This window comes from Salinisphaera sp. LB1 (genome assembly GCF_003177035.1).
Lineage (GTDB): Bacteria > Pseudomonadota > Gammaproteobacteria > Nevskiales > Salinisphaeraceae > Salinisphaera.
Genome location: NZ_CP029488.1, coordinates 853,161 through 875,384 on the forward strand (window position 1 = coordinate 853,161; position 22,224 = coordinate 875,384).

20 protein-coding genes are annotated in these 22,224 nt (G+C 65.5%); 7 read left to right on the forward strand and 13 right to left on the reverse strand.

The window, feature by feature from the left end:
- Positions 1-47: 47 nt before the first annotated feature.
- On the reverse strand, positions 48-1,553 hold the full coding sequence (locus SALB1_RS03885) for a YifB family Mg chelatase-like AAA ATPase (RefSeq protein WP_109992657.1): 1,506 nt from the start codon (positions 1,551-1,553) through the stop codon (positions 48-50).
- Between the two features lie 49 nt (positions 1,554-1,602).
- Positions 1,603-1,845, reverse strand: a complete 243-nt coding sequence (locus SALB1_RS03890; RefSeq protein ID WP_109995260.1) for an accessory factor UbiK family protein — start codon at positions 1,843-1,845, stop codon at positions 1,603-1,605.
- 230 nt (positions 1,846-2,075) lie between these two features.
- Between SALB1_RS03890 and glnK the strand changes: the two genes are divergently transcribed.
- The 4 genes from glnK (at position 2,076) to SALB1_RS03915 (ending at position 5,968) form a co-directional block, all read left to right on the forward strand.
- Entirely contained in the window at positions 2,076-2,414 is a 339-nt protein-coding gene (gene glnK / locus SALB1_RS03895) for a P-II family nitrogen regulator (protein WP_109992658.1), read from the forward strand.
- A 422-nt stretch (positions 2,415-2,836) separates the two neighbouring features.
- Positions 2,837-4,144 (forward strand): ammonium transporter, encoded by a 1,308-nt coding sequence (locus tag SALB1_RS03905; protein ID WP_109992660.1) that lies wholly within the window; start codon positions 2,837-2,839, stop codon positions 4,142-4,144.
- A gap of 127 nt (positions 4,145-4,271) precedes the next feature.
- Positions 4,272-5,597: an ammonium transporter gene (locus SALB1_RS03910; RefSeq protein WP_370453242.1), complete on the forward strand. Its 1,326-nt coding sequence runs from the start codon at positions 4,272-4,274 to the stop codon at positions 5,595-5,597.
- Positions 5,598-5,629: 32 nt separating this feature from the next.
- The gene (locus SALB1_RS03915) at positions 5,630-5,968 is read left to right on the forward strand and encodes a P-II family nitrogen regulator (protein ID WP_109992662.1); all 339 of its coding nucleotides are present in this window, start codon (positions 5,630-5,632) and stop codon (positions 5,966-5,968) included.
- A gap of 156 nt (positions 5,969-6,124) precedes the next feature.
- Here SALB1_RS03915 and SALB1_RS03920 read toward each other — a convergent pair whose 3' ends face one another.
- The 4 genes from SALB1_RS03920 to ppk1 form a co-directional block, all read right to left on the reverse strand.
- Positions 6,125-7,141, reverse strand: a complete 1,017-nt coding sequence (locus tag SALB1_RS03920) for a hydrolase (RefSeq protein WP_109992663.1) — start codon at positions 7,139-7,141, stop codon at positions 6,125-6,127.
- 119 nt (positions 7,142-7,260) lie between these two features.
- The gene (mtgA, locus tag SALB1_RS03925) at positions 7,261-7,971 is read right to left on the reverse strand and encodes a monofunctional biosynthetic peptidoglycan transglycosylase (protein WP_109992664.1); all 711 of its coding nucleotides are present in this window, start codon (positions 7,969-7,971) and stop codon (positions 7,261-7,263) included.
- A complete protein-coding gene (locus SALB1_RS03930; protein WP_158590614.1) occupies positions 7,968-8,996 on the reverse strand; it encodes a lipid-binding SYLF domain-containing protein in 1,029 nt (342 codons plus the stop codon). Before SALB1_RS03930 ends, mtgA begins: the two co-directional genes overlap by 4 nt.
- A gap of 134 nt (positions 8,997-9,130) precedes the next feature.
- Positions 9,131-11,230, reverse strand: coding sequence for a polyphosphate kinase 1 (gene ppk1 / locus SALB1_RS03935; RefSeq protein WP_109992666.1), 2,100 nt, complete (start codon positions 11,228-11,230; stop codon positions 9,131-9,133).
- An 85-nt stretch (positions 11,231-11,315) separates the two neighbouring features.
- On the opposite strand from ppk1, the gene SALB1_RS03940 reads away from it, so the two are divergent.
- Positions 11,316-12,152 (forward strand): PhzF family phenazine biosynthesis protein, encoded by an 837-nt coding sequence (locus tag SALB1_RS03940; protein WP_109992667.1) that lies wholly within the window; start codon positions 11,316-11,318, stop codon positions 12,150-12,152.
- Positions 12,149-12,526: a DUF423 domain-containing protein gene (locus tag SALB1_RS03945; protein WP_179950703.1), complete on the forward strand. Its 378-nt coding sequence runs from the start codon at positions 12,149-12,151 to the stop codon at positions 12,524-12,526. Before SALB1_RS03940 ends, SALB1_RS03945 begins: the two co-directional genes overlap by 4 nt.
- A gap of 102 nt (positions 12,527-12,628) precedes the next feature.
- Here the strand turns inward: SALB1_RS03945 and SALB1_RS03950 are convergent, their stop codons facing one another.
- The 3 genes from SALB1_RS03950 to SALB1_RS18670 form a co-directional block, all read right to left on the reverse strand.
- On the reverse strand, positions 12,629-13,030 hold the full coding sequence (locus tag SALB1_RS03950) for a cupin domain-containing protein (RefSeq protein ID WP_109992668.1): 402 nt from the start codon (positions 13,028-13,030) through the stop codon (positions 12,629-12,631).
- A 180-nt stretch (positions 13,031-13,210) separates the two neighbouring features.
- Positions 13,211-15,106, reverse strand: a complete 1,896-nt coding sequence (locus tag SALB1_RS03955) for a methyl-accepting chemotaxis protein (RefSeq protein ID WP_109992669.1) — start codon at positions 15,104-15,106, stop codon at positions 13,211-13,213.
- Between the two features lie 386 nt (positions 15,107-15,492).
- Complete coding sequence (locus SALB1_RS18670; RefSeq protein ID WP_145961228.1) at positions 15,493-15,849, reverse strand: hypothetical protein; 357 nt, start codon at positions 15,847-15,849, stop codon at positions 15,493-15,495.
- A gap of 105 nt (positions 15,850-15,954) precedes the next feature.
- On the opposite strand from SALB1_RS18670, the gene SALB1_RS03965 reads away from it, so the two are divergent.
- Positions 15,955-17,193, forward strand: a complete 1,239-nt coding sequence (locus SALB1_RS03965; protein WP_109992671.1) for a CaiB/BaiF CoA-transferase family protein — start codon at positions 15,955-15,957, stop codon at positions 17,191-17,193.
- Positions 17,194-17,560: 367 nt separating this feature from the next.
- Here SALB1_RS03965 and SALB1_RS03970 read toward each other — a convergent pair whose 3' ends face one another.
- The 4 genes from SALB1_RS03970 to SALB1_RS03985 form a co-directional block, all read right to left on the reverse strand.
- Positions 17,561-18,178 carry a LysE family translocator gene (locus SALB1_RS03970; protein WP_109992672.1) on the reverse strand — a complete coding sequence of 206 codons (618 nt, stop codon included), beginning with the start codon at positions 18,176-18,178 and terminating at the stop codon, positions 17,561-17,563.
- A gap of 78 nt (positions 18,179-18,256) precedes the next feature.
- The gene (locus SALB1_RS03975; RefSeq protein ID WP_109992673.1) at positions 18,257-19,321 is read right to left on the reverse strand and encodes an aldo/keto reductase; all 1,065 of its coding nucleotides are present in this window, start codon (positions 19,319-19,321) and stop codon (positions 18,257-18,259) included.
- 419 nt (positions 19,322-19,740) lie between these two features.
- Positions 19,741-20,688, reverse strand: coding sequence for an IS481 family transposase (locus SALB1_RS03980; protein WP_109992674.1), 948 nt, complete (start codon positions 20,686-20,688; stop codon positions 19,741-19,743).
- A gap of 87 nt (positions 20,689-20,775) precedes the next feature.
- Positions 20,776-22,170, reverse strand: a complete 1,395-nt coding sequence (locus SALB1_RS03985; RefSeq protein WP_109992675.1) for a DUF945 family protein — start codon at positions 22,168-22,170, stop codon at positions 20,776-20,778.
- Positions 22,171-22,224 lie beyond the last annotated feature (54 nt).

Sequence of the window (22,224 nt, forward strand, 5' to 3'; positions counted from 1 at the left end):
TGCCGCGCGGCATTCATCCGGCGCCGGCCGGCCCCAGCGGGCCGGCGTTAATCCCGATCCAGCTGGCGATAGCCGATCGCTTCGGCGATATCGGGGGCCTGTATCTGCTCATGACCCGCCAGATCGGCGATCGTGCGCGCCACGCGCAGAATCCGATGATAGCCCCGGGCCGACAAACCCAGCCGATCGATGGCCTGGTCGATCAAGCGGGCGGCCTCGGCGCTCGGCGCGCAGTGCGCATCGACCTGACGCGGGGTCAGGGCGGCGTTGGGTGCACCACTGCGTACCTGCGCGCGCTGTCTTGCACCATGAACGCGCGTCTGCACCACGGCAGAGCACTCGACCTCCGGCGCTTCGGCCGTGAGCACCTTTTTGGTGACCGGCGCCACATTAAGATGCATGTCGATGCGATCGAGCAGCGGACCGGAAATCCGGGCGCGATAGCGCTCGATCCGCTCGGGCGTGCAGTGACAACGGCCCGATGCGTCGCCCTGATAGCCGCAGGGGCAGGGATTCATCGCGGCCACCAGCTGGAAGGCGGCGGGAAACTCCGATTGCCGCGCCGCGCGGGAGATCACGATATGGCCGGATTCCAGCGGCTCGCGCAGGACTTCCAGCACCCGCCGATCGAACTCGGGCAGCTCGTCGAGAAACAACACGCCGCGGTGGGCGAGCGTGATCTCGCCCGGGCGTGGCGTGGAGCCGCCGCCGACCAGGGCCACGCCCGAAGCGGTGTGATGCGGCGCGCGGAACGGGCGCCGCCCCCATAGCGCGGGATCGAACCCGCCGCCCGATATCGAGGCGATCGCAGCCACCTCCAGCGCCTGCTCATGCTCCAGCGGCGGCAGCAACCCCACCAGGCGCGAGGCCAGCATGGTCTTGCCCGCGCCCGGCGGGCCGATCATCAACAGGGAATGGCCGCCGGCCGCGGCGATTTCCAGTGCGCGCTTGGCCTGGGCCTGGCCACGCACATCGGCCAGATCGGGCACGGCCTGGTGTTCGCCATCCCCCGGCTCGGCCACCGGCCGCGCCCAAAGCGTCTCGCCGCCGGCCAGAGTGGTGGCGACATCGGCCAGATGCGTGGCGGTACGGGCCGCGTCATCGCCGGCCAGTGCCGCCTCGCTGCCGTTGTCCGCCGGCAGGACCAGCCGGCGCTGCACCCGGGCCGCCGCCAGCGTGGCCGGCAAGGCACCACGTACGCCGCGCAGGGCTCCCGAGAGCGACAGTTCACCCAGAAACTCATGCCCGTTCAACGAGTCGGACGGAATCTGGCCGGATGCCGCGAGAATACCCAGCGCGATCGCCAGATCGAAACGCCCGCCCTCTTTGGGTAGATCGGCCGGCGCCAGATTGACCGTGATTCGCCGCGTCGGAAACTGGTAGCCACTGTTGCTGATCGCGGCACGCACGCGATCCTTGCTCTCCTTCACCTCGGTCTCCGGCAGACCGACAATGGCCAGCGCCGGCAGGCCACCAGCCAGATCCACCTCAACCGCTACCGGCGGCGCGTGCAGACCAGTCTGGGCCCGGCTGTGGACAGTCGCCAACGCCACCGGTCAGATCGCCCGGCGCCGCCCGTGTTTCCAGCGCGCGCGGCGCGCCCTAACTGTCGCCGTCATGCGATTCCAGTTGCGCCACGCGTTGTTCCAGCTCCCCCAGGCGCTTACGGGCCTGCACGAGCATTTCGCGCGTGGCCTCGAACTCCTCGCGCGGGACCAGATCCAGCTCGGCGAGCTGGCTCTGCAGCACGGCGCGGAAATTGGCCTTCAATTCCTCGCGCAGCGGCGCGACCTGGGGCGGCAGCGCATTGGCCAGACGGGCGGCCATGTCTTCGATCGAACGCATATCCGATTCCGTGGAGATGATATAGGCGCAAGGATGCATCGGTGCGCGCACGGGCGCAAAGCGCTCGCCGGATTTCAGGCCGGGATTCACGCGCGCTGGCGATCCGGCGCGCCGGCGCGGTGAAGCTTGGCACGGTGAGTGCTAGACATATCCGGCAATCGTCCGGGGCCCGGGTCATACGTCGATAAAAGCCTGCCGGATTGTGTGTTCATGCGCGACAGGAGCCAGTTATGAAATTGATCACCGCCATCATCAAACCATTCAAGCTCGACGAGGTCCGTGAAGCGCTGTCCGAAGTGGGCGTACAGGGCATCACGGTCACCGAGGTCAAGGGCTTCGGCCGTCAGAAGGGACATACGGAGCTGTACCGCGGCGCCGAGTACGTCGTCGATTTCCTGCCCAAGGTGAAGATCGAGGTGGCGATCGGAGATCCGAATCTGGATTCCGCCGTCGAGGCGATCTCCAAGGCGGCCCACACCGGCAAGATCGGCGACGGCAAGATCTTCGTCTCCGCGCTGGAACAGGCGATCCGTATCCGTACCGGCGAAACCGGCCAGGATGCGCTCTAGACAAGCGAACGCAGCGGCTGACGCCAGCCGGGGAATACCAGGCGCAAGCTACGATCTCCAGGCCCGCGTGCCGTCGAAGCGCTGCCACCGACGCGGGTCGGGGCATGCGCGGCCTGCACGACACCGATCGCAAACCGGCCATGCGACCGGCCAAGACCGGGCGTCATGGGCAGGCCGCCGGCATCACTGTTCATTCGGGATTATTCGACTCATCGGGAGAGGGCTTCCGTTTACGGGGGCTTTTCATACATCACACCGCGCGAACGGGTACGGCCCGGCACGGCATCTGGCACAAACCGTGCTTGAACCCAATCCGTGCAACGGCCATCGCCAGGCCGATGGCCACAGGGGGCACGATCGGACGACCAACCGTTTTGCCTCGTCGTTCACCGCCCATGCGCAGACGTCAAAAAGGTAGCCTCATGTCAACACGTCTCTTATTGAAATCCACCGGTTTCGGTCTCGCCGCGCTGGCGCTGCCGGGCGCGGCCATGGCTCAGGCGAGCACGCCCACACTCAACGCCGGCGACACCGCCTGGATGCTCACGGCCACGGCGCTGGTGCTGTTCATGACCATTCCGGGGCTGGCCCTGTTCTACGGCGGCATGGTGCGCGCCAAGAACTCGCTGTCCGTGCTCATGCAGTGCTTCGCCATCTGCTGCCTGGTCACGCTGATCTGGGCATTGTGGGGTTACAGCGTCGCCTTCGGCGGCAGCGGCACGATCTGGGGCGGTCTGTCCAAGGCCTTCATGTCGGGCGTCGGCGTGAGCAGTCTCTCCGGCACGATTCCCGAAACGGTATTTTCGACCTTTCAGTTGACCTTCGCCATCATCACGCCGGCCCTGATCGTCGGCGCTTTCGTCGAGCGCATGAAATTCTCGGCGATGCTGTGGTTCATCGGCCTGTGGGTGACCCTGGTCTATACCCCGATCGCACACTGGGTCTGGGGCGGCGGCTTCCTGGGCGGTCTCGGCGTGCAGGACTTCGCCGGCGGCACCGTGGTGCACATCAACGCCGGCGTGGCCGGCCTGGTCGCGGCCCTGATGCTGGGCAAGCGCAGCGGCTACCCCAAGACCATGATGCGCCCGCACAACCTGGGCTACACGCTGATGGGCGCCTCCATGCTGTGGGTCGGCTGGTTCGGCTTCAACGCCGGCAGTGAGCTGGCCGCCGACGGCACCGCCGGCATGGCGATGTTCGTGACCCAGCTGGCGACCGCGGTCGCAGCGCTCACCTGGATGTTCCTGGAGTGGGGCAGCCACGGCAAACCGAGCGTTCTGGGCATTTGCTCGGGCGCGGTCGCCGGCCTGGTGGCGATCACCCCGGCCTCGGGCTTCGTCGGCCCGATGGGCTCGATCGCAGTCGGTGTGGGTGGCGGCTTCTTTGCCTTCTACGCCGTGACTATGCTCAAGGGCAAACTCGGCTACGACGATTCGCTGGACGCCTTCGGCGTACACGGGGTGGCCGGCATCGTCGGGGCCCTGCTCACCGGCATCTTCTCGGCCAAGAGCCTGGGCGGCGCCGGCCTGTCGGACAACGCCGGCGGCAGCATCATCACCCAGTTCGGCATTCAGGCAGCCGGCGTGGCGGTGACCATCATCTACTGCGCCATCATGACCGCGATCATCCTGGCGGTCGTCAAGGCCGTCATTGGCCTGCGCGTGGACGCCGAGTCCGAAGAAGCGGGTCTGGATCTGTCGCTGCACGACGAACGGGCCTACGACCTGTAGCGCGCATCGCCGCCGTCGACACGGGGCGCCTTCGGGCGCCCTTTTTTCGTGCCGGCGATTGGAGGACGGCAGCCGGGCACGGCTATACTCCGGTGCTCCGCCTGCAACCGCACCGAAAATGAGCGCTATTTCGATACGTCGCCGTGCCTCGGCCCTTTTGTTGTGCGCCGGGCTGATCGCCAGCCCTGCCGTCTGGGCGGCCCCCGCTTCCGCCACGTTCGACAAGGCCGACACGGCCTGGATGATGATGGCCACGGCGCTGGTGCTGTTCATGACGCTGCCCGGGCTGGCGCTGTTTTACGGTGGTCTGGTGCGCGTACGCAACGTGCTGTCCGTGCTCATGCAGTGCTTCGCGATCTGTGCCCTGGCGTCCCTGCTCTGGTTCTTTGTCGGCTACAGCCTGGCGTTTTCGGGCCATGGCCTGTTCATCGGCAATCTGGGCCGGATCGGCCTGGCCGGCATCACGCCGAACGACGTGACCGGCACGATTCCGAGCCTGCTGTTCGTGCTCTATCAGATGACGTTCGCGGTGATCACCCCGGCGCTCATCATTGGCGGTTTCGCCGAACGGCTGCGGTTTTCCGCCCTGCTCTGGTTTTCCGGCCTGTGGCTGCTGCTGGTCTATGTCCCGGTGGTGCACTGGATCTGGGGCGGAGGCTGGCTCGGCCGGCTCGGCATGCTCGATTTCGCCGGCGGTACCGTGGTGCATATCACGGCCGGCGTGGCCGCGCTCATGGCCGCGCTCGTACTCGGCCCGCGCAACGGGTTCCAGAAGCGCCCCATGGCGCCGCACAACCTCACCATGACCGTCTCCGGCGCCGGCATGCTGTGGGTCGGATGGTTCGGCTTCAACGGCGGCAGCGCGCTCGCCGTGGACGGCCAGGCGGTCAGCGCCATGCTGGTCACTCACCTGGCGGCCGCCGCCGGCTGCATCGCGTGGATTTCCGCGGAATGGATTCGTTTCGGCAAGCCGAGCGTACTCGGCATCGTCACCGGCATGGTGGCCGGGCTCGGCACGATCACCCCGGCCGCCGGTTACGTCGGCCCGGCCGCGGCGATCCTGATCGGCCTGGCCGGCGGGATCGTCTGCTTCGCCGCCACGATGTTCGTCGAACGCGTGCTGCATATCGATGATTCGCTGGACGTGTTTCCGGTCCACGGCGTCGGCGGCATGCTCGGCACACTCGCGGCCGGCGTGTTCGCAGCAACCGGCCTCGGGCCGTTGTCCGGCTACGGCCTGGCCGACGGCATGCCGGGCATCGCCGCCCAGTTCGGCGTGCAGTTGCTCGGCGTGGTGACGGTATTGATTTACACCGCCGCACTCACCTGGGGGCTGCTCAAGCTGGTCGACAGCATGGTTGGCCTGCGTATCGGGCCCGACGACGAGGATATCGGTCTGGATATCATCGAACATGAAGAACGCGGCTATGATCTGCAGAGCAGCGGCATGTAGACTCGATCACAAGACATTGAGGAGAACACGAGATGAAAATGGTCACCGCGGTCATCAAGCCGTTTCGCATGGACGACGTCCGTGAGGCGCTCGCCGAAGTCGGCGTTCACGGTACGACGATGAGCGAAGTGCGCGGCTTCGGCCGGCAGAAAGGCCATACCGAGCTGTATCGCGGCGCGGAATATGCGGTCGACTTCCTGCCCAAGGTCAAGCTGGAGGTCGCAGTCGACGAAGACCGGCTCGACGCGGTGGTCGATGCCATCATCGGTGCGGCCAAGACCGGCCAGATCGGCGACGGCAAGATCTTCGTGCACGATCTGGAACAGGTGGTGCGCATCCGTACCGGCGAAACCGACAGCGACGCGATTTAGGCTCGACACCGCCGCTTCACGCGGTCGCCTTGGGGCGAGATGAGTTGACGGCCTGTGCCGGACTCGCGGTCGGCATGGCGCGCCCCAGCGCATAACCGGTGGCGGGCGCGCTCTCGAGCCGGATGAAGACACGCTCCTCGCCCGGCCGCGCCCGTGTTAGCCGGTTTCCCCGACCGGGCTATCCTCGGCGACCGGCTCGAAGCCGGGCAAGCGGCCACGAAAATAGCTCGGAATCCGTTCCTCGAGCCAGTAGACGGGCGTGCCGAGGCGGCCACCCGAGACAAAGCCGACATGCCCGCCGTGTGCCGACAGCTCGAGACGGATCGCGTCGGACAGCTCGTCGGCCCGCGGTACGACGTCGGGCGTCATGAAAGGGTCGTCGCGCGCATGCAGGACCAGGGTTGGCGTGCGAATATGTTTGAGAAACCCCCGGCTACTGGCACGCGCGTAGTAGTCCTGCGCGTCGGCGAAGCCGTTCAACGGCGCGGTGATGGCGTTATCGAAACTCGGGAAATCGCGCAGCTCGCGCAGATCCGGCAACGGCCGATCGATGATGCCGGCCCGTACCTTGGCTTCCACGATTTCGCGCATGCCGTTGATCAGATGCGTCTGATACAGTCGGGAAAATCCGTGTTGTATCGCGTGGGCACAGATTTCGAGATCGTAGGGCACCGATACCGCGACCGCGCACGATAACGGCGCATCGCCCCCCTGCTCGCCCAGATACTTCAGCAATACGTTGCCACCGAGGGAATACCCCACCGCGCCCAACGGCGCGCGCGGGTAGCGTTCGCGCAGCCGCGCCAGTACGGTGGTCAGATCCCCGGTTTCGCCCGAATGATAGGAACGCGACAACCGGTTGGGCTGCGCCGCGCCGCGAAAATGCATGAGCACACCCCGCGCGCCGTGTGCGGCCACCTGGCGCAGCAGGCCACGGGCATATTTGGATTCGATCGATCCGTTCAGCCCGTGCAACACCACGACCAGCGGCGCATCCGCGGCCAGATCGGCCTCGGGCAGCCAGGACAGATCGATGAAGTCGCCGTCCTCCAGCTCGAGTCGTTCGGGCACAACCGTCAGTGGCGGCCGGGCCCGAATCTGCGACGCGAACAGGGTCTGCGCGTGGGGATTGCGCAGCCAGAACGCCGGTTTGAACTCACTCGTTGTCAGCATGAGCACTGGGCCGATCGGCACCGGCCGGTATTGAAACGAAAACCGGGCCCGCCGGTTCCGGCGGCCCGCACCACGGTGTCATCGCGCGGCGCGACCAAACCATATGGTGCATTTTACACTTAATTTTGCTGCAGGGCGGGGGCCAGATAATGCGGCCCCAAATGCCGCATCTGACGCAGAATCCATGCCTTTCGCCGGGTCAGGTAGCGCCCGGGGTGGGCCGCATCGTACTTGTCCGGCGCCGGGAGCACCGCCGCCAATGCTGCGCATTCACCACGCGACAGCTTTGCTGCCGGGGTGTGAAACAATTGTTGCGCGGCCGCCTGCACGCCGAAGGCCGTATCGCTGAACTGCGCGATGTTGAGATAGACCGCCAGCACACGGCGCTTGGACCAGAGCAGATCCATCCAGACGGTGATGTAGGCCTCGATGGCCTTGCGGATATAGCTCTTGGCCGGCCACAGGAACAGATTCTTGGCCGTCTGCTGGGTGATCGTGCTGGCGCCGCGAACCACACCGCCGTCGGCGTTGTGCTTGAGAGCTCGCGCAATCGACGACCAGACGAACCCGTGATTCGTGGGAAAGGTCTGGTCCTCGCCGGCCACCGCGGCCAGCGGCATGCAGGCCGCGATCCGATCGAGACCGACCCACTGGTGCCTGATCGTCCGGCCGGGGTGGCGGTCGTGAAGCTCCGCCGCCTTGCGCGTCATGAAGGCGCTCGCGGGCGGATGGATCACCCGGAACACCAGCAGCACCGCCGCCGGCGCCAGCGCGACCACGACGGCGATGATCGCGATGTCGCGAAACGGGCGTTTAAGCAGAAACCTCAATAGCCCTGGCTGCCCGCACTGCCAGTCTGCTGGCCGTTGTTGTTGGCAGCGCTACCGCTATTGCCGGAGCCGCCGTAGGTGCCGCTGCTGTAATCCGATGTGCCGTCGGCGTTGTTACCGCCGCTGCCACCGCCATTCTGCTGCACGGTGACGCCGCTGTTCGAGCCGCCATTGTACGGCTTGGTCTGGCCGTAGCCCTGCGCGCCCTGATTCGACTGGGCACCGGCCGCATCGTTGCTTGCCGCACCGTTATCGCCGCTGTCGCCGCCCTGGCTGTTACTGTTGTTGGCGCCGCCGACATGGGCGTCGTAGTGAAAGTGGTCGCTTGACGGCGGCATGTACTGGTTGAGCGTATACACGAAGCGCTGGCCCGACTTCGGAAGATTGCCGCTATCGCGCGTGAGCAGCGTGCGGGCGGAGATGCCGCTCTGGTTGTAGTACAACCAGTTCCAGTCTTTCTTGATGCCGATGTGTGCGCCGCTGAGCGACACGCCGCCGAACAGGCCGCGCGAACGCGAGTAGGAATACACTTCGGCGTTGAAATCGCCGTTGGTGGCTGCGCCCACCTTGCGACCGATCGGGCCGGCGGCCACCGAAGCATCCGCACCGAGGCTGAACTGGCCGTTGGCAAGCTGGCTGATGCTGCGCTGCGTCTTGAACACCAGGATAATGTCGGTCGAGGACACGCCGGCCTGAAAACCGACCGAGCCGCCGGACAGGCTGATGAAGGTCGGATCCGACCACTTGCCGTCCGCGGTGCGCACCGAAAGCACGCCGTCGCCGTGTTCACCAGCGCCGATGAAACCGATCTTGAGCACGCTCGGGATCACGGCGATACCGTAGGCCTGGCGCAGCAGCGCCGACGGGATCTTGTTCTCCGGAATGTTGACGAACTGCTGGAGCACGCTGGTCGCATCGTCCATCTTCTGGGCGGGCTTGCTGCTGGCGATCGCGGCGCTGCTGGTCGTCAGACCACCGACGATCATGAGCATCAGGCCGGCCAGTACGGTCATCCATCGTTTCATGTGGGTCATTCCCTTGTAAGGCGCGAACCGCCGCGCGGTTCGCTGGATCGGGTGGCCGGTTGCGCCGTACCACAGTCTATTGCCTGGGACCACGGCCAACGACAAGGGTTCATGACCTGCCGGGCGATGGTCCGCTACCCCGGTCCCTCCATGAGACGCTTCTGCACGGACACCACGGGCTCGTCGGCCGCTGGCCGCACCTGTGTATAGCGTCCGTTCTCGCCCAGCTGCCAAGCACCGCTGTTGTCGGCGAGGTAAAGCCCCAGCTCGCGCACCACACGATCATATAACGGGCGCGAGGTCACGGGAAAGCAGATCTCGACCCGACGAAAGAAATTGCGATCCATCCAGTCGGCGCTGGACATGTACAACTCGGGATCGCCGTCGCCGGCGAAATGGAACACACGCGTGTGCTCCAGGAACCGCCCCACGATCGAGCGCACGCGGATGTTTTCCGACACCCCCTCGACGCCCGGACGCAGGCAGCAGATGCCGCGCACGATCAGATCGATCTGCACGCCGGCCACCGATGCCGCATACAGCGCCCGGATCACCGCCGGCTCGACCAGCGAGTTCATCTTGGCCACGATCCAGGCCGGCCGGCCGGCAGCCGCGGCCTCGGCTTCTCGGCCGATCTTGGCGACGATGGCATCGTGCATCCGGAAGGGCGCATCGACGATCCGCTCCAGCCCGCTGACCTTGCCCAGGCTGGTGAGCTGCAGAAAGATCTCGTGTACGTCGTTGCCGAGCGCGTGATCGCAGGACATCAGACCGTAGTCGGTGTACAGCCGCGCGGTCTTGGGATGGTAGTTGCCGGTGCCGACATGCACGTAGTTGTGCAGGCCGTCGGGTTCCCGGCGCACGATCAGCGTCATCTTGGCGTGGGTCTTGTAACCGACCACGCCATACACGACATGCGCGCCGGCCGCCTGCAGCCGGTTGGCGAGCTCGATATTGTCGGCCTCGTCGAAGCGCGCCCGGAGTTCGACCACCACGGTGACTTCCTTGCCCGCGCGCGCGGCCTCGACCAGCGCATCCACCACCGCCGAATCCGGCCCGGTGCGATACAGCGTCTGCTTGATCGCCAGCACTTTGGGGTCGGAGCCGGCCCGGCGCACGAAATCGATCACCGGCAGGAAGGAATCGAACGGGTGGTGCAGCAGCACGTCGCCCGCGCGGATCTCGGCAAATAGATCGCCCGACGGCGACAGTGCGTTGGGCAGCCGCGGCGTGAAGGCGGGATATTTCAGATCCGGCCGATCGACCGTGCCCTGCAACGACAGCAGGCGATTGACGTTGACCGGGCCATTGACCTGATACAAATCCTCGCGCGTGAGCAGGAACCGTGCGAGCAGATAATCCGACAGCTCCTGCGGGCAGTTGTGCGCCACTTCCAGGCGCACGCAGTCACCGTAGCGGCGCCCCGGCAACTCGCCTTCCACCGCGCGCAGCAGATCGTCGACCTCTTCCTCATCCACATACAGATCGGAATTGCGGGTCACGCGGAACTGGTAGCAGCCATCGGCGCGCATGCTGGGGAACAGATCGCCGACATGCTCGTGGATGATCGACGACAAGAATACGAAATCGTGGGTTCCGCTGCCGGCGGCGTCGGCGGGCAGCTGAATGATGCGCGGCAGCGCACGCGGCGCCTGAACCACGGCATGACGGATCTTGCGCCCGAAGGCATCGGTGCCGTCGAGCGCAACAATGAAGTTCAGCGATTTGTTGAGAATCCGCGGGAACGGATGGGCCGGATCGAGCCCGATCGGGCTGATCACCGGCAGCAGCTCCTCCTCGAAGTACTCGGCCAGCCAGGCCCGCTGCTCCGGGTTCCATTCCGCGCGCCGCAGGAAACGGATGCCCTGGGCTTCCAGAGCCGGAATAATCTCGTCGTTGAGCGTGGCGTACTGCTTGTCCACCAGCGTGTGGGCCCGTTCGCTGATTGCCCGCAGCACCTCGCTGGGCGTGCGGTTGTCGGCTTCGCTGGGCGTATCCAGAAGTTCCGCCTTCTGCTTGAGACCCGCCACCCGGACTTCGAAGAACTCGTCCAGATTGGTGGACGAGATACACAGAAACTTCAGCCGCTCCAGCAGCGGCACCGACTCATCCTGCGCCTGCGCCAGCACGCGGTCGTTGAATTCGAGCAATGACAGCTCCCGGTTGATGAACAACTCGGGGGCCGCGAACGCGTCCGGCGCGGGTACGGTCGACGCATCGGCGGGTTCGGTCATGCGAAACTCTCCTGAAACGGATACGGCAGCTGGAATCGATACAGTGGCCCGAGCCACCACACACGCCACATTACATGACACCTCTATGACAATCGGACGACAACCCCTGGCGTTTCATCAGGTGGATGCCTTCACCGATCGCGTATTCGCCGGCAACCCGGCGGCGGTCTACGTGCTCGACGCCTGGCCGGACGACGCCATACTCGCCGCGCTCGCCGCCGAGCACAATCTATCGGAGACGGCTTTCGTCGTCCCCGGGGCGCACGCGCGCCACGAGCTGCGCTGGTTCACGCCGACGCTCGAGGTCGAGCTCTGCGGCCATGCCACGCTCGCCAGCGCCCACGTGCTGCTCAGCGAACGGACCGGCCACGACGCGCCGCTGACGTTCGTCACCCGCTTCGCGGGCGAACTCGGCGTCGACGCCCGCGACGGCCGGCTGTGGCTGGATCTGCCGGCTCGCCACGCAACCGCGGTCGAGCACGACATCGCCGAGGTTGCGACTGCGCTCGGCGGCCGGCCGATCGAATGGCAGGCCGCCACCAACTACCTGGCGGTATTCGAAACCGCCGCCGAAGTCGCAGCGCTGGCCCCGGACATGCGTGCCCTGGCCCGGCATTCGGCCCGGACCAATCTCGGCTTCATCGCCACCGCACCGGCCGACGATGGCGTGCACGATTTCGTTTCGCGCTTTTTCGCGCCGGGCCACGGCGTGGACGAAGATCCGGTCACCGGCTCGGCGCACTGCACGCTGGCGCCCTACTGGGCCGAACGCCTGGGCCGGACGGAACTGGCGGCACGCCAGATCTCGGCTCGCGGCGGCGAACTGCTCTGTCGCGTCGACGGCGATCGCGTGCATGTCGGCGGCCAGGCGGTGACATTCTGTTCCGGCACCACATACCTGCCCGAGGACGGCGACTCATGATTCGGCTCACGCTTGTTTTCGCCGCGCTTTACGGCGGGCTCGCCGTCTGCCTGGGCGCGTTCGGCGCGCACGCCCTGTCTTCGCATCTGTCCGAGCGCATGCAGGCCGTCTGGCATACCGCCGAGCAATACCAGTTTTATCACGCGCTCGCCCTGCTGGCGCTCGCCCTGCTGATGCGCACCGGGCTGACCGGCGCCGCGTTCACCACCGCGGCCTGGTGCTTCATCGCCGGCACGCTGATCTTCTCCGGCAGCCTCTATCTACTGGCCGGCTCGGGCGTGAAGATTCTGGGCGCGATCACGCCGATCGGCGGCGTGCTGCTTATCGCCGGCTGGATTGCCCTGCTGACCGGCGCATGGCGCATGACGCCATAACCCCCACGCGACGGTTCGGCCGGCCCGCGGTTTCGCCCCGCGGCCCACACTCCACAAGCGGGCACCACCAAACCGCGGCGTGCAGGGCGCGAACTGAAAAGATCACATCTCGCCGTGGTACTGGGCGTCCGTGACCTCTTCCATCCAGTCAACCACCCGACCGTCCTCGGCCTCGGCGATCGCCACATGGGTCATGGCGACATCCGGCGCCGCGCCATGCCAGTGTTTCTCACCCGGCTCGAACCAGATTACATCCCCCGGATGGATCGTCTCGATCGGCCCGCCGTCGCGCTGAACCCGGCCCTGGCCCGCAGTGACCAGCAGCGTCTGGCCCAGCGGATGGGTATGCCAGGCCGTTCGCGCGCCGGGCTCGAAGGTCACGATCGCCCCGCTCACGCGAGCCGGATCGCGGCCGGAAAAAGGCGCGTCGATACGCACGCGGCCGGTGAAATAATCGGCAGGACCGGCCGCCGACGGCTTTGAACCATTGCGCTGAATATCCATGATCGGTCTCCTCCGGGGAACTGGGCACAACCCCAGCCTGCAGCACGCGCGCCGCTGAGGCGAGCGGTTGCGCGGCCTCAACCTGCGAGGCCGCGCTGAGTGCGCCGACAGCGCATGCTGGCGCCAAGCGGCCTCGTGACCCCGTCGATCGCATCGTCACAGCCCCGGAGGGCCGCCCGGCTATGACGAAAGCGCGGCCTCGGATTCATCCCACCCCGAGACCTCGCCGCGCGCCGGCAGGGCATCGGTGTCCGGTCTCGTAGACCCGGCGCCGGCTTCCCGCAGGCGAAAGGCCGCGACCGTGTCCGCCAGTTCCTTGGCCTGCTGATGCAGCGCTTCACTCGCGGCCGCGGACTGTTCCACCAGGGCGGCATTCTGCTGCGTCATCCCCTCGAGCTGCGAAACCGACTGGCTCACTTGTCCGATGCCGGTCGCCTGCTCGGCGGCGGCGCTCGTGAGCTCGACCAGCATGGTGCTGACCTGCTCGATTCGTTGCACGATGCCTTGCATGGCGCTATCGGCGGCCTTCACCTCAACGACCCCCATGTCGGTCTGCTGACTGGCGTCGGCGATCAACGTCTTGATCTCGCTGGCGGCTTCCGTGCTGCGATTCGCCAGGCCGCGCACTTCTTCGGCGACCACGGCGAATCCACGGCCATGTTCGCCGGCACGGGCGGCCTCGACCGAGGCATTCAGGGCAAGCAGGTTGGTCTGGAACGCGATCGTGTCGATCATTTCCAGAATGCCCTCGATCTTCTTGCTCGACTCCTGCATGCGCTGCATCGCGCCGTTGACCGCCTGCATGCGCTGCCCGCCCTGGCGGGCCGTCTCGGCGGCTTCGCTGGCGACTTCGCTGGCCTGGCGCGATGAGGCCGCGGAATGTTCCACCGTCCCCGTGAGCTGCTCGACCGCGGCCGCCGATTCTTCCAGCTGGGCGGCGGTTTCTTCGGTTCGCTGCGACAGATCCTGGTTGCCCTGGCTTATTTCATCCGAGGCCGTACGCACCGATTCACTGGTGCCGCGAACATGCAGCAGGACTTCGTTGATGCGTTCGACGAAGGTGTTGAATGCGCCGGCAATACCGGCGATTTCATCACGCCCGCGCACCGGCAGGCGGCGCGACAGATCCCCGTCCCCGGAAGCGATGTCGTCGAGTGCGTCGCGGACACCCGCCAGCCGCCGGAAGCTCGGCGTCAGTGCGAGCCAGATAATGGCCGCGGCGATCAAAGCCGTGATCAGCAGCGCAATCAACATGGTCCAGGCCGCGCTGTGCAAGCCGGCCAGCGCCTCGCGCTGATTCATCGCGACCACCAACGTCCAATCGGTATTCGGGATGGCCTCGGCGAGCACCCGTTCCTTCACACCGTCGAGACTGACCCGGCGCACTTGCCCGCTGGAAGCGGCCTGACGGAGCCACTGCGGGGTCAGTCTGGAATCGATTTGGGTCGCGGGCTTCAACGCGAGGGCGGTATTCGGGTGAGCGATCACGGTACCGTGGCCATCGACGAGGAAGGCATAACTGTGCTGCGTCGGCTTGATCGCCTTGACGTTGGCCACCACCTGGTCGAGCGGCAGATCGCCCGCGACCACCGCCGCCAGCTGCCCATTGTTCATAACCGGTGTCGCGAACGACAGAATCAGTTTATGGCTGGACGCATCAATGTACGGCCGGGTCGACACAGTATGCCCAGCCTTGGCCGCCTTTTTGAACCAGCTCCGCTGCGTGGGATGGAAGCTCGGCGGCGGGGCCCAGTTGCTGCTTGAGACGAACCGGCCGTCCGGATATCCCGCATACACCATGGAAAACTGGCTGGCCTTTTCGATCAGAGCCATCGACGAGGCCGCGTCCGGCTGGAGTGCCCGCTGCCCGATCGATGACACCAGTCGCTTCTTGGTCGCACTCCATTGCGCAATCGCCATGACGTGGCCCGTGGCGATCGACTTGAGATTAGCGGCAATACTCTGGTTATTATAGGCGTTCATCACGCGCCAGGTGGCCGCGCCGATCACGACCAGTGATAACACAATGATCGCGATACAGATCGCGAGAATACGGGCGCGTAGAGAGTGTCGCATCAAAACCTCGGGGAAACGTCGGAAAGCGATCGGGTTAACGGCCGCTTGCAGCCGGTCTTTAGGGCGCGCCGTGGCGAGACACGCGCCGGTGAGCGTGGCTGGCCCCACGATCAAGGCGCGAACAGCGCGGCGGACGGGTTTCACGATGCTGGAAACGTTCGGGACAAGCCCTGAGGGCCCCGCAAATCAGGCCCATGTTGAATAGCAGTGCCAATAGGTCTGAAGCGCTTTCCAGGGTGGCTTTTTGACAGCCGGCAAGCGCTGAGCGCTTTGGCACAATACGAGCCGGGCGGTGCAGCTCGAGAGCGGCTATCGGCTCAGTGGGGCCAAGCAATGGATCGGCAATGGCCCGCTCGCCAGTGTGATCCTAGGGCGAAGCCCGATGCTTACAGCGGCCCCATCACGGGCTTTGCGGTTGGTCTGCCGGCAGCCACTTTCGATGTGGTCGCGATGCAATGCCGGCTGGCCATGGAAGCCACGATCATGCGCTCAACCAAGCGCCGTTCGGTCGGCCACTGGCGGCCAATCGGCTGATCCAGTAGAAGCTTGTCGAGGTGCCGAGCGGGAGCGCGCTCGGTCTGGCCGGTGCCCTGCAAATCGGCCGTCTGATCGACGCGGGCATCGACGCACCGGAGATGATCTCGCGGATCAAGCGCGACGATTGCGCAAAGGGGCTGGGTATCGGCCGCAGCGCGCGACATGCACGGCGGCAACGGTATCCTGATCAAGTCGGCATCGTGCATCCTGTGCACAACCCCGAAAGCGTGAACACCTATGACGGCACCCACGACGTGCATGCGCTGGTTCTCGGCCGGGCCCAGACCGGCATTCAGGCATTCCACTAAACCATGACCGATCAATCCACCCCCCGCCCTCTCGCAGGCATACGTGTGCTCGATCTATCGCGCGTGCTGGCCGGGCCCTGGTGCACGCAGCAACTGGCCGACATGGGCGCCGACGTGGTCAAGATCGAACGCCCGGGCCGCGGCGACGACACCCGCCACTGGGCGCCACCCTGGCTGGACGGCACCGATGAATCGTCTTATTTCCTGTCGGCCAACCGGGGCAAGCATTCCGTCTGCGTGGATTTCTCACGGCCCGAAGGCCGGGATCTGGTGCGCCGGCTGGCCGCCGATAGCGACGTACTGGTCGAGAATTTCAAGGTGGGCAGGCTGGCCGGATATGGGCTCGATTATCAATCATTGCGCGAGATCAATCCGTCGTTGATCTACTGCTCGGTTTCCGGCTTCGGTCAGACTGGACCGTACGCATCGCGTGCCGGCTACGATTTCCTGATCCAGGCGATGGGCGGGCTGATGAGTGTGACCGGCGAACCCGATGGCGAGCCGATGAAGGCCGGCGTGGCCTTCGCCGACGTCTTCACCGGCCTGTACAGCGCCAACGCCATTCTCGCGGCCCTGCACCAGCGACACACCACGGGCACGGGCACGCATATCGACATGGCGCTGTTTGATGTCCAGATCGGCGTCATGGCCAATCAGGCGCTGGCCTATCTCACCACGGGCGCGAACCCGCCGCGGCTCGGCAATGCCCACCCCAGCATCGTGCCGTACCAGGTCTTTCCCACCGCCGACGAACCGTTGGTGATCGCGGTAGGCAACGATGATCAGTTCGCGCGCCTTTGCGCCGTGCTTGGCGCGGAGGAACTGGCAGAAGACCAGCGCTTTGCAACCAACGCCGAGCGCGTGGCCTGTCGCGACACGCTCGTGCCGATCCTGTCCGGGCACTTGCGCACCGCGCGGCGCGGCGAATGGCTGAAACGACTGGAAACCGCGGGCGTGCCGTCAGGGCCGATCAACACGCTCGAGCAGGTCTTTGACGACCCGCAGACTCAAGCCCGGCAGATGCGGATCCAGCGGCGCCATGCCAGCGGGCGCGACGTGTCGCTGGTCGGTAATCCGATCCGGTTCGACGATCAACGACTCAACGCCGACCGTGCGCCGCCGATCCTCGGCCAGGACACCTTCACGATTCTGCGCGAACGCCTGGCACTGGACGACGCGACACTGACCGATCTGCTGGAGCGGGATGTGATCGCCGGCGCCGACACGACCCAGCGCGCCTGACCGGACCCGATCGCAGCATCAGCGCGTTGCCGGCTGTTGAGCGCGACGCAAAAAGCCGGCGCTGAATCCGGGCGCCGACCGCGACGCGCCCGCCAGGCGAAAACACCAGCAACATCGCTTATCGCCCCGCTCGTACGCTCGCCGACAGGCCGCACCTTGTAGCCGGGCCGGCGCGAACCCCGGCGGCGCAGACCATGACGCATAGATGCCGATGCATCGCTCCATGGACCTGTCCCGGAGCCACTGCAAAGTAGCACAGGTGATGGCCTGATAGGCCGGACCGGGCCGGGCCGAGGGCACGGCGAACGTGGCGTGGGCGCTCTCGGGCCTGTTGCCGTTTCGTGCGAGTCCGCACGAGGAGGCCTCGCTAACGCACCAGCGCCAACCGCAGACCCAGCGCCGTGAGCAACGCGCCCATGACCGTATCGATGCCGCGCCGGGCCTTGGCGTACAGCCGCTGTATACGCCCCAGAGAAAATGCCAATGCAAGCGCGATGAACCAACCGAAGGCCGTGCCGGCCGCCAGCGCGATGGTGGCGCCGTACACCCAGGCCGGCGCGTGAGCCGGGAGAATGGTGGCGAACAAACTACTGAAGAAAACCGCCGACTTCGGATTGGTAATACCGATCAGAAAACCGCGCTTGAACGACCCGTGCTTGGTGGCGACACGCGTCGGTGCCGTCGCTGCCGGCCCACCGTGCCAGGTCGAAACCAGGATGCGGATACCCAGATACACCAGGAATGCCGCACCAGCCAGCCGCACGCCCTCGTACAGCACGGCAACGCGTGACAACACAAAGGCCAGCCCGGCCACGCTCAACAGGGCCCATAACGTAATCGCCGCCGCGATCCCGCAGGCGATGCGCAGCCCGGAACGCCGATCGGCCAGAGAATGCGACGTGACCGCCACGAAATCCGGCCCCGGGCTGATGCAGCCCAGGAGCAGGACGGTGCCGAGTGTGGCCAGTTCCGGGACGAAATGCATGCCCGACCGCGGTGGGATATTGTCAGTGGAAAGTTAGCCGAGTCTGTCGGCGACGCGCAAGCGTCGCCGACAGACCGATTAACGCCCGTTCGACTCGGCCAGTTGCTCGCGGCGTATCGTGCCCTGACGCTCAAGCATCCAGCCCGGATATTCGGCCGGCAACGCGCTGACTTCGTCCAGGCGCGCGAGTTCGGCATCGGACAACTCGACTTCGGTGGCACCGATATTGTCATCGAGCTGGTCGGGCCGCTTGGCGCCGATGATCACGCTGCTCACCACCGGCTGGTGCAGCAACCAGGCCAGCGCGATGCGGGCCACCGAGACACCCTTGGCGTCGGCGATGTCGCGCATGACATCGATGCAATCGAAGCCGCGCTCGCGATCGACCGGCGGAAAATCGAAGGTCGTGCGGCGGCTGCCGGCCTCACCGTCGGTTTCGCGGTCGTACTTGCCGCTGAGCAGACCGCCGGCCAGCGGGCTCCAGACCATCAGCCCCAGATTCTCGCTTTCCAGCATGGGCGCCAACTCGCGTTCCAGATCGCGCCCGGCCAGCGTGTAATAAGCCTGCAGCGATTCGAAGCGGTTCCAGCCGTGGCGTTCGGCGATGCCGAGTGCCTTGACGATCTGCCAGGCGGCCCAGTTGGATACCCCGACATAGCGCACGTGGCCGTGCTCGACCAGCGTATGCAGCGCGCGCACGGTCTCTTCGATCGGCGTGGCCGGATCGAAACCATGGATCTGATACAGATCGATATGATCGAGCTGCAGCCGCTTCAGGCTGGCCTTGACGCCTTCCATGATGTGATAGCGCGATGCCCCCTGCGTATTGGCGCGGCTGGCGGCCCGCCCGCTGCTCTGGGTTGGACCGAACACCTTGGTGGCGACCACGACCTCGTCACGCTGCACGCCGAGATTCTTCAGCGCCTGGCCGGTAATGATCTCCGACTGGCCCTCGGAATAGACATCGGCGGTGTCGATGAAGTTGATGCCGGCATCCAGCGCCTGGCCGACCAGCTTTTCGGCATCCGACTGCTGCAGATCGCCGATCTGGCTCCACAGCTCGCCCTGGCCGCCGAAGGTCATGGTGCCGAGACACAGCTCGGAGACGAACAGGCCGGTGTTGCCCAGTTTGTTGTAACGCATTGCGAACCTCGGTAATTGGAAATTAAAGGGTCGACACCTTCATTATGAAGCGATCAAGCGAACCATGCCGGTTCGATTCGGTCCGATCTATGCCCGATCGTCCAAACATCCGGCACCCCGAGAATCGGGCTATTCCCGTGCCAATCCATTTCATGGAAGCCCGTGGCAAGCGCTTTATTGACTATGTACGACACGCTGTGGGCTGGATAAGCCGGGGCATTTTGTCCGCACTGGCACCGGCATCGTCAATGCCCCGACTGAACCTTGTACATAATCTAAGAGCACTTTTTACGATACGGCGGTGACCGCGACCGCGCTCCGGCAGGCGATGCGCAACCCCGAGCGGCTACAGCCGAGAAGCAAAGCGTCGCCGTGGGTGAGTCATCCTGCGCGGCATGGGTACGAAACGGCAACAGGCCCTAGTTGTGTAAAGCCACCAGGTTGTTCAGGCCGAGGGTGCTGATGGGTGTGTGGTAGTCGAGACTGGCATGGGGGCGATGCCAGTTATAGTCATGCAGCCAGTGGGGCAGATGGGCGGCACGCTGATCGGCATTGTCATAGGCGCGAGCATAGGCCCATTCGTGCAGCGCGGTCTGGATCAGCCGCTCGGCTTTGCCGTTGGTGCGCGGCCGGTAGGGCCGTGTCCTCTTGTGTTTGAGCCCGAGTCGCCGACAAGCCTTGGCGAAGACAGCCGACTTGTAACAGCCGCCGTTATCGGTCAGCACGCGGTCGAATCGTACGCCCAGGTGCCGGTAATAGCGCAAAGCGGCTATCAGGGCGCGAACGGCACTCGGTCCCGTTTCATCCGGCCAGATTGTCGCGTGACTGACGCGGCTGTGATCGTCGATGGCCACGTGGACATGGTCCCAGCCTGCGCCGCGTGAACGTCCGGCTTGTCGATTGCCGGTCACGCGGTGACCGGGGCGCTCGAAGCGGCCGAGCTTCTTGATATCGAGATGCAGCAGATCGCCGGGTGCCTCGCGAGTATAGCGCTTGACCGGCGGCGCGGGATCCAGCGCGGACAGTCGGTTCAGGCCGGCTCGCTGAAGCACGCGTGCGATCGTGGTCACGGGCACGCCCAGTTCGCGACTGATCGCGCGATAGATACGCCGCTCACGCCGCAAGGCCACGATCCGCTGCCGGGTTGCCTCGGATAGCCGATGGGGGCAACGAGCCGGTCGCGAACTGCGTTCATACAAGCCGGACTGACCGTGCTCGCGATATCGGGCCAGCCACTTGTAAGCGGTCCGCGCGCTCACGCCCATGGCCTGCGCCGCTTCGACCGGGCGCTGACCCTGTTGAAGGATTCGACGGACCAACAGGTCTCGACCATGAACGGTCAAACGCGCATTCTTGTGGGTGTTCATCCGGGTCACTCCTGAAGCTTGAAGGATTCGACACCCATCAGTTTCAGGGCGGTCGGCTCGGATGAACAACCTACTGAAAGATCACAACTAGTGAGCGCCGCTGGCAAACAGCCCCATGAGCAGCGCCCGGCGCATGCGGTCCGGCAGGGCGTGCCCATTGACGCGCATCGTCTTGTGATCCATGTAGAACGAACTCTCGATGGCGCCCTTTTGCATCCCGATCAGTCTTTCCTGCGCCAGATTCGCCAATGCCTTGCGCCCTTTGGCCGGTTCTTCGCTCTGCGCCAGCAGCCACTGCATCACCGGCTTGTCAACATGCGCCGAAGCCTTGACGGCGGCGCGCTGAAGCAACCCCGAGAGGCGATCGGCGCGATCGGGATTCGACAGAACCGTGGCCGGCTGCAGCGAGGCCGTCACCTGCATGCCGGCCGCGCCGCGACCGGTATCCAGCGTCGGCAGGCCGATCTGCAGCACGCTGTCATCGGTAAGCAAGCCGGGCAGGCGCTTGAGCATCAAGGCACCGATCCGGGCGTTGATCCGCTTGACCTCATCCGCGTCGGCCCCGACGCGCTGTCGTTGGTATGGCTGGATGGCGTCCAACAGTGCCAGCACCCGGTGCGCGTTCAAGTCCTTGAACCCGGCTTCCAGCGTGGCCGCATGGATCTTGAGCGCCGCAGTCGAGGCATCGCGCGACGGTAGAGCCAAGTCGCGCAGCTTCAACGCCGTATGAAAGTTCCAGCGATTGGCTTTCGGCACGCTCGAGCGGCTTTCCAACGCGCCACTGAAGGTCATGTTGTGCCTGTTGCCCGGCCCACGAAAAAAGACCTGGCCGAACTCGACATCGCTGCGCCCGACCAGATCGCGGGGCTGCAACTCGTCGAGCCCACCGCTGCGCAGCCGCGCGCCCTGCGCGGTCAGCGTGAGATTCTTGTAGCCGCTCGTCACCCCGTCGCGCTGCAGCCGCAGGCCGGGCGATTTCAGCGTCAGATGCTGTTTATCGTCGACGCGCAGTTGACCGTCCAGGCCCTGCCACACGACATGCACTTGTCGGCCGTCATGGTCGGTGACGTCACCCTCGAGCTGCCCCGCGTGGATGGTAGTCGTACTGTCGCCATCGAAATCGACCGTGGTATGCGCGCTCACCACCGGCTTGTCGCGCCCCTTCGTCAGGGCGAGATTGGCGGCCGACCAATGTGTTTTGATGGTGGCGAGGTTGAAACCCGGGAGCGGCCCGTGGTGGATGGCGTAGTGCAGCGTGACCCGGCGCGTGCCAAGCCTGGCCGTGGTCGTCGCATCGGCCGAAAACCAGTGGCGACGATAGGCCGTCACGCGGATCGGAATATCCGTGCGCTGGCTGATGGCCGCCACCTGTGCCCGAAAACGGCTTTCCACCGTTTGACCTATGAAATACGGCGCCACGAGGGCCGCCCCGCCGACAACCACGACGACCGCAGCCGCCCCTAAAACGAGTTTCCTTGCCATGAAACGGCCTCCCCCACTTGGTGCTCGCGGTTACAAACCCGGACTGTAGCAGCG

Excerpts from the sequence above, each read along its gene's own strand:
- SALB1_RS03890 (WP_109995260.1), bottom strand. The coding sequence starts at position 1,845 with ATGCGTTCGATCGAAGACATGGCCGCCCGTCTGGCCAATGCGCTGCCG.
- glnK (WP_109992658.1), top strand. The coding sequence starts at position 2,076 with ATGAAATTGATCACCGCCATCATCAAACCATTCAAGCTCGACGAGGTC.
- SALB1_RS03905 (WP_109992660.1), top strand. The coding sequence starts at position 2,837 with ATGTCAACACGTCTCTTATTGAAATCCACCGGTTTCGGTCTCGCCGCG.
- SALB1_RS03915 (WP_109992662.1), top strand. The coding sequence starts at position 5,630 with ATGAAAATGGTCACCGCGGTCATCAAGCCGTTTCGCATGGACGACGTC.
- SALB1_RS03920 (WP_109992663.1), bottom strand. The coding sequence starts at position 7,141 with ATGCTGACAACGAGTGAGTTCAAACCGGCGTTCTGGCTGCGCAATCCC.
- SALB1_RS03930 (WP_158590614.1), bottom strand. The coding sequence starts at position 8,996 with ATGAAACGATGGATGACCGTACTGGCCGGCCTGATGCTCATGATCGTC.
- ppk1 (WP_109992666.1), bottom strand. The coding sequence starts at position 11,230 with ATGACCGAACCCGCCGATGCGTCGACCGTACCCGCGCCGGACGCGTTC.
- SALB1_RS03940 (WP_109992667.1), top strand. The coding sequence starts at position 11,316 with ATGACAATCGGACGACAACCCCTGGCGTTTCATCAGGTGGATGCCTTC.
- SALB1_RS03945 (WP_179950703.1), top strand. The coding sequence starts at position 12,149 with ATGATTCGGCTCACGCTTGTTTTCGCCGCGCTTTACGGCGGGCTCGCC.
- SALB1_RS03950 (WP_109992668.1), bottom strand. The coding sequence starts at position 13,030 with ATGGATATTCAGCGCAATGGTTCAAAGCCGTCGGCGGCCGGTCCTGCC.
- SALB1_RS03955 (WP_109992669.1), bottom strand. The coding sequence starts at position 15,106 with ATGCGACACTCTCTACGCGCCCGTATTCTCGCGATCTGTATCGCGATC.
- SALB1_RS18670 (WP_145961228.1), bottom strand. The coding sequence starts at position 15,849 with ATGCACGATGCCGACTTGATCAGGATACCGTTGCCGCCGTGCATGTCG.
- SALB1_RS03965 (WP_109992671.1), top strand. The coding sequence starts at position 15,955 with ATGACCGATCAATCCACCCCCCGCCCTCTCGCAGGCATACGTGTGCTC.
- SALB1_RS03970 (WP_109992672.1), bottom strand. The coding sequence starts at position 18,178 with ATGCATTTCGTCCCGGAACTGGCCACACTCGGCACCGTCCTGCTCCTG.
- SALB1_RS03975 (WP_109992673.1), bottom strand. The coding sequence starts at position 19,321 with ATGCGTTACAACAAACTGGGCAACACCGGCCTGTTCGTCTCCGAGCTG.
- SALB1_RS03980 (WP_109992674.1), bottom strand. The coding sequence starts at position 20,688 with ATGAACACCCACAAGAATGCGCGTTTGACCGTTCATGGTCGAGACCTG.
- SALB1_RS03985 (WP_109992675.1), bottom strand. The coding sequence starts at position 22,170 with ATGGCAAGGAAACTCGTTTTAGGGGCGGCTGCGGTCGTCGTGGTTGTC.